The sequence below is a fragment of the Bradyrhizobium sp. P5_C11_2 genome, from assembly GCF_054049755.1.
On sequence record NZ_JBFULT010000490.1, the window covers coordinates 1 to 5740 of the forward strand.

General features: G+C 63.6%; 5 protein-coding genes. 1 reads left to right on the forward strand and 4 read right to left on the reverse strand.

Annotation, left to right across the window (positions count from 1 at the left end):
- Positions 1-1399, forward strand: a 1399-nt coding sequence (locus ACXJL8_RS31860) for an MASE4 domain-containing protein (protein WP_456686214.1), incomplete at its 5' end; no start/stop codon positions are given.
- A gap of 92 nt (positions 1400-1491) precedes the next feature.
- Here ACXJL8_RS31860 and ACXJL8_RS31865 read toward each other — a convergent pair.
- From ACXJL8_RS31865 to ACXJL8_RS31880, 4 genes are all read right to left on the reverse strand, one after another.
- Complete coding sequence (locus tag ACXJL8_RS31865; protein WP_456619984.1) at positions 1492-1959, reverse strand: hypothetical protein; 468 nt, start codon at positions 1957-1959, stop codon at positions 1492-1494.
- Complete coding sequence (locus tag ACXJL8_RS31870) at positions 1943-2857, reverse strand: DUF2950 domain-containing protein (protein WP_456619983.1); 915 nt, start codon at positions 2855-2857, stop codon at positions 1943-1945. Before ACXJL8_RS31870 ends, ACXJL8_RS31865 begins: the two co-directional genes overlap by 17 nt.
- Entirely contained in the window at positions 2854-4533 is a 1680-nt protein-coding gene (locus ACXJL8_RS31875) for a DUF3300 domain-containing protein (protein ID WP_456686215.1), read from the reverse strand. The genes ACXJL8_RS31870 and ACXJL8_RS31875 overlap by 4 nt, the downstream gene beginning before the upstream one ends.
- Positions 4534-4767: 234 nt before the next feature.
- On the reverse strand, positions 4768-5740 hold a 973-nt coding region (locus ACXJL8_RS31880; RefSeq protein ID WP_456686216.1), incomplete at its 5' end, for an HlyD family secretion protein.

Here is a 5740-nt window from a genome sequence, read left to right on the forward strand (position 1 = left end):
AGTGGCCGAACTCATCACGGCAGCCCTGCTATTTGCCCAATTTTCGATCCAGCCTCAGTGGGCGCTGCTCGCACTCGCAAGCGGATACGTTTTCAGCGGATCGTTTGCATTCCTGCAGACGCTCGCCTTTCCGAACGGATACGCTCCCGCAGGCGTGATCGGCGATGGACTGAACAGCCCCGCCTGGCTTTACGTGCTTTGGCATACGACCTTTCCCGCGGCGATCCTCATCTACGGGTTGACGAAGGATCATTTCAAAGCCGGCAGACCGGGCAGGCCTGCAGGAGCGGTGATCGCAATAGGAATCGCGATCGGCTGCATCGCTGCCGCAATAGCGGGACTGACGTGGATCGTGACCGCGAAGGCCGAATATCTCCCTACCTTCTACATGAGCGACGTCAGGCATCAGACGCCGCTTGGCAATCAGGTCAACCTGATCCTTTTGCTGTGGAACGTGACCGTACTCGCTGTCCTGTTTGTGCGCATGCGCACGATTCTCGACCTCTGGCTGATGGTGACTTTGCTCGCCTACTTGCCCAATTTTCTGGTGGCGATCATTGGCAGCTCGGTTCGATTTACCGTCGGTTGGTATGCGGCGCGCGGTTTCGTTCTGATCGGCAGCTGCATGTTGCTGACCGTGTTGCTCGTCGAAACGATGTTTCTGTATTCACGCCTCGCCAGCGTCATTGCGCTGCAGCGACGCGAACGGACGAACCGGCTTCTCAGCATCGACGCGGTCACTGGCGCGATCGCCCATGAGTTGAGATCCCCGTTGGGGGCCATCTCGCTCAATGCCGCGACAGGTCTCGGTCAACTACGAGCCGACCCTCCTGAACTGGAGGACATGGAGAACATCCTCCGCGATATCGAAGCCGACAGCAACCGGGCCGCTGAAATCATTTCGAGCATTCGCGAGATCACGGTCAAGACGGCGCACGGAGGTGCTTCGACAGACGTCGAAGGTGTCGCAGAGCTTGCGCTGAGACTGTTGAAGCACGATCTCCTGGCCAATGGAGTATCAGTGGCTACAGAGTTTCAGGGCGACATTCCTCCAGTGGCCCTGGACGGCACCGAGCTTCAGCAGATCGTCTTGAACCTTTGCAAAAACGCGATTGACGCAATGGGCTCTGTCTCCGCCGACCAGCGAAAGCTACGTATGAAAACCAGTCTTGATGGCGGCACGGCGGTCCATTTGTCCGTTGAAGATTCCGGCACCGGCATCTCTCCGAATCATCAACAGCGCATCTTCGATCCATTCTTCACGACGAAACCGGGCGGTATGGGATTGGGGCTGGCTGTCTCCTCCAACTTGGTCGCAAGATGCGGAGGAAAGCTGAGGCTGGTCAAATCGGACGCCGATGGCTCCATTTTCGAGCTGCAGATGCCGATTTCCGTGTGAGGTCGCAATTTCGCCCAGGACGACCAACGCAAGCACGAGAGCGGGACGTGCAGAAAACCTCAATGATCATCGGCGGGCGAAGCGATGCACGCTCACCTCAGAGAGATCATGATTTCGCTGAGGTTGGCGGCGAACTCCAGCCCGGCCTTTGGCCCCTGCAGCACCATCGTGACACCTTTGTCGTTGCGCAACTGAACCCCGTTGATGCCGCCGATCAGGGCGGCCCCGCCGCCGACCGAGCTATATTTGCCGGCAAAATCGCTGATCTCACGAATGCCTGAGGCCCGGCCCTCGAGCCGCCCAACTGTCGCGCCCGCGGTGAAGCCCAGGCTCAATCCGGTGACGCGGAACGAATACTGGCGGCCGCGATAGGTCAGCACGCCGGTCCCGGCTCCGCCGCCCACGAGCAGCCCCGCTTTCACGATCTTGACGCGGACCTGGGCGGAGGCCTGCGCAAACGAGGGGGCGGTCGGAACAAGGAGTGCGAGCAGCACAATGGGTGCCAGACGCCCGAGCAACTGGCGCAATATCTCCATCCGTCGCTCAGGGTTTTGCAGCATCGACCTTCTTCCAGGTCTGATCCGGATCGAACGCGGTGATGCGGGTAGCGAGGGCGTTGGTTCGAGGCCCGAGATCCTTCTGGTAGACGACGCCGGCATGATTGACCACGAAGGTCATGACGCCAGAATTGCCATACTCGGCAGGCCAGGCGATCAGGCCGTAGCCGCCGATCATCTTGCCCTTGACGACATAGTTGAGCGCGCCGCCGGGCGCGTCAGGCCCCTGGCCTTTCAGGATGCGGAAGTAATAGCCGTGATAGGGCGCCGGCCCCTCGCCCGGCTTGTAGCCTTCGGCCGAGGCCTCCGCGACCAGCGCACCGAGCGGACTCGGATCGCTGTCGTCGCGCCAGAACAGGCCGTCCTTCTTGCCGGGCGTGGAGAGAAAGCGCTGCGCATAGACGCCGGCGCCCTCGCCGCGATCCTTGTCGGCATATTCGTTCTGCGCGTCGACATAGGCGAGCGCGGTCTGGATCGCGTCGAGCTCGTTGCGGCCAATACGCCGGCGAAGCACTTCGATGCGTCCCTCGGCGGTGTCGAATTCCCAGCCCGCCTTGGTGTTGACGAGCGGGATCGGGAACGGGAAGTCATCGGGCCCAAGCAGCAGCGTCGCCTTCTTGTTGCCTTCCGCCTTGATCGAATGCCTGGCGTCATACATCGAGACGAAACGCGCGCGGATATCGACGTCAGCAACCTCATCGCCGGACGAGACGATGTCTTCGGCGGCGCTGCCGAGCACCTTCAGGATGTCGCGCGGGCCGCTCTTGGCCGCGGCCGCGAGCGCCGATGCGGCATCCTCCGGCGTCGGATAGGATTGCTGCGCGACGGTCGCCGTGCTCATCAGCGCGAGCGCGATGATGCCCGGCAGGACGGCACGCTGAAGCCACTTCAGACCGATCATGGCGACACCTCCGCAGGGATCCTCGCGCCCGCGGCAAGCCAGTCGCTGTAGCTCCGGAATTTCAGGCCGAGCTTCTCGTAATAGACGCGCAAATATCCGTCGCTGCCGCGGGTCACGGCGCCCGGCGCCACCAGCTCGACCTCTTGCGCCATGACGCCGACATAGGCCTTGTGKCTGCCGATATAGCTGAAGCGATAGTAGCCGAGACCGCTGGCGAGATGCCCGAGCAGGACGACGTCGTGCTTGAGCGCGATATCGGAGCGCCGGCCACCACCGCCGCCACCGCCACGGAAGCCACCACCGCCACCGCCGCCACGCATCGCCATTCCRCCACCACCGCCGCGCCCGGCGAAGCTGCCGCCGCCGCCGCCGCGAGGCATGCTTGCCATGCTGGATCGTCCGCGCGCCGACGCCGCCGCGGCCGCCCGGCCGGAGGAGACGTTCATCGCACCGCCGCGATTGCCGCCACCGGGCCGGTTGCCCGCACTGCCGCCGGCGCGGTTGGCGGCCTTCGCGCGATCACCGCCGCCCTTGGCGCGATCGCCGCCACCCTTGGCGCGATCACCGCCACCCTTGGCGCGGTCACCGCCGCCCTTGGCGCGATCCCCCGCGCCTTGGCCACCTCGATCGCCGGCGCGGTCCCCGGCACGATCGCCTGCACGATCTCCTGCACGATCTCCCGCACGATCTCCAGCACCTGGCCGGTCCTGTCCTGGCTTCAACACCTGCTGTCCGTCGCGGCCGCGGAAATCCATGCGGTCCGACGCGCCGGCCTTCAAATTGTTGTTGCCGAAGCGCTGCTGGACGTTGGCGTTGTTGTACCGCACGCCCTGGCGATGCGCCGGATTGTGCTGCCAGCCATTTCCGATGTTGGTGGTTCGGTGATTGATATAGACGTTGCGGTTGCCCCAGTTGCAGCCGCCCCCCCAATAATTGCCCCAGCGCCCGATCGCCCAGGCGGTGCCGAAGGCGAGGCCGGCTGCGACCACGCCCGCACCGATGTAGGACGGGTAGCCGAAATAATAGGGCGGATAATCCGTGTAGGGCCACTCTCCGTAAACCGTCGCCGGCTCGTAGTACGGCACGTACATCGTATCGGCCACGGCCGGTTCGATCACGATCACCTGCCTGCTTTCCTGGGTCTGGACACTGACCTTCTGCTGCTTGGTGGTGACCAGCTTCTTGTTGTCATAGGCCTTGGTGCGCAGCCGCTGGACCGCATCCATCACGTCCGGCTGCTGCGCGAGCACGGCGTCGCCCAGCGCCTTGGTCCAATCGAGCTTGTCGCTCATCATCGTGAGGACCTCGGCGGTCGAGGCCAACGCCTTGACGCTGTCGTCCCAGGACTGCTTCTCGACCTCGGCCTTCAGCGCATCGCCTTTCAGGGTCTTGCGCTCTTTCAGCCAGCGATCGGCCTGAACGACTTCCAGAGGATAGGTGGAAGCCGCCAGCACATTGGCGAGCAGCTCGTCGGGATAGAGTGCGATCGGCGCCACCAGCGCTTCGAGCTGTTCGGGCTTGAGCAATTCGGCGGTCGGCGGCGTCGGGCTCGGCGGTTGCGCCTGACTGGCCGGGGCAGCGGGGGCCGCCGGGGTGTCCGCCGTTTGGGCGGCTGCGGCGACCGGGATCGCCAAGAGCAGCACCATCGCGATCAGGGTCTTGCCGCAGCGAAACATTGCGTCCTCCCTTGAGCCCTCGTCGAGGCAAGCATCTCGAATGGTCAGCCTGCTTTATTGATCAAGATCAAAGGAACGCGACCGCGCGCCCCGGCTTCGGCACGGTGTGCATTGCCTGGGCTCTTGTTCGAAGTAGCGTATCGGGTCGCAGATCAATCCTCCCAGGTTGGAAGGACATTCGGGGACCGCCGCAGTGATCTTGCTTGATATGAATCAAGCCAAGACCGAACCCGTTCAGTGGCCGCTGAGCACCAGCGTCTTGATCGGCAGCAGCAGCGCCTGGATGCGCAGCAGCAGCGCATGCACCAGCCCGACGCCGTCGACGACATGCAATACAATGGCCCGGCCGGTGCTGGTCTCCTTCGCCGAGATCTCTTCGTGATTGCTGGTGTAGGCGTTGACGATGCAGCTGCTGCCCGGCGTCACGCCTTCAAGACCGCCCTTGTAGAGCGGCTCCAGGAAAGCCAGGATTGTGCCGGGCCGCCCGACATTTTGCGCCTCGATAAGCTGCTCGCCGCTTCGGAACTGCCCGGCCGCGATGTAGTCCTGCACATTGGTGACCACCATCGGAATGATGACCCACGGCCTCGATATGCAGGTCGCTTCCGCCACCATGCCGACTTGCAGGACTTGAGCCTCGATCTGACCAAAGCCCGCCTGCAGGCCGCGCCGCCCGGCGCCGTCGGGAACCAGCACGCCCGCCGGGCGCATCAGCTGATTGACCACATCGCCGACGCGCACGAGGAACTGCTCCACGCGCCCGTCAACACCGGCACGGACAAAAGTCTTGTCCAGATCGACTTGCGCTTCGGCCAACAACGCCTCGGCACTTGCCTTTTCGGCCGGCAGGAGCGTTGAAACCCGCAAGGCCGCCGACTGCCTCGATGCGGTGGCGGCATCGATTCCGGCCTGCCGCTGATCGACGACCACCTGCAGTTTCTCGATGTCGCGTTGCGGGACGATCCCGGGATTGCGGCGCTGCAACTCGGTCTTGACCTCCAATTCGTCCTTGGCCTGCTGATGACTGGCCCTGGCTTCCTGAATCTGCGCTTCGGCCTTGACCACATCGGATTCCGCGGTCGCTAGCGAGGCATCAACCTCGGCGATCTTGCGCCTGGCGGTCTCGAGAGCCGCGCGTTGCTTCGAGCTGTCCAACGTGAACAGCACATCGCCCTTCTTCACCGCCTCGCTGTAACCGACATTGACT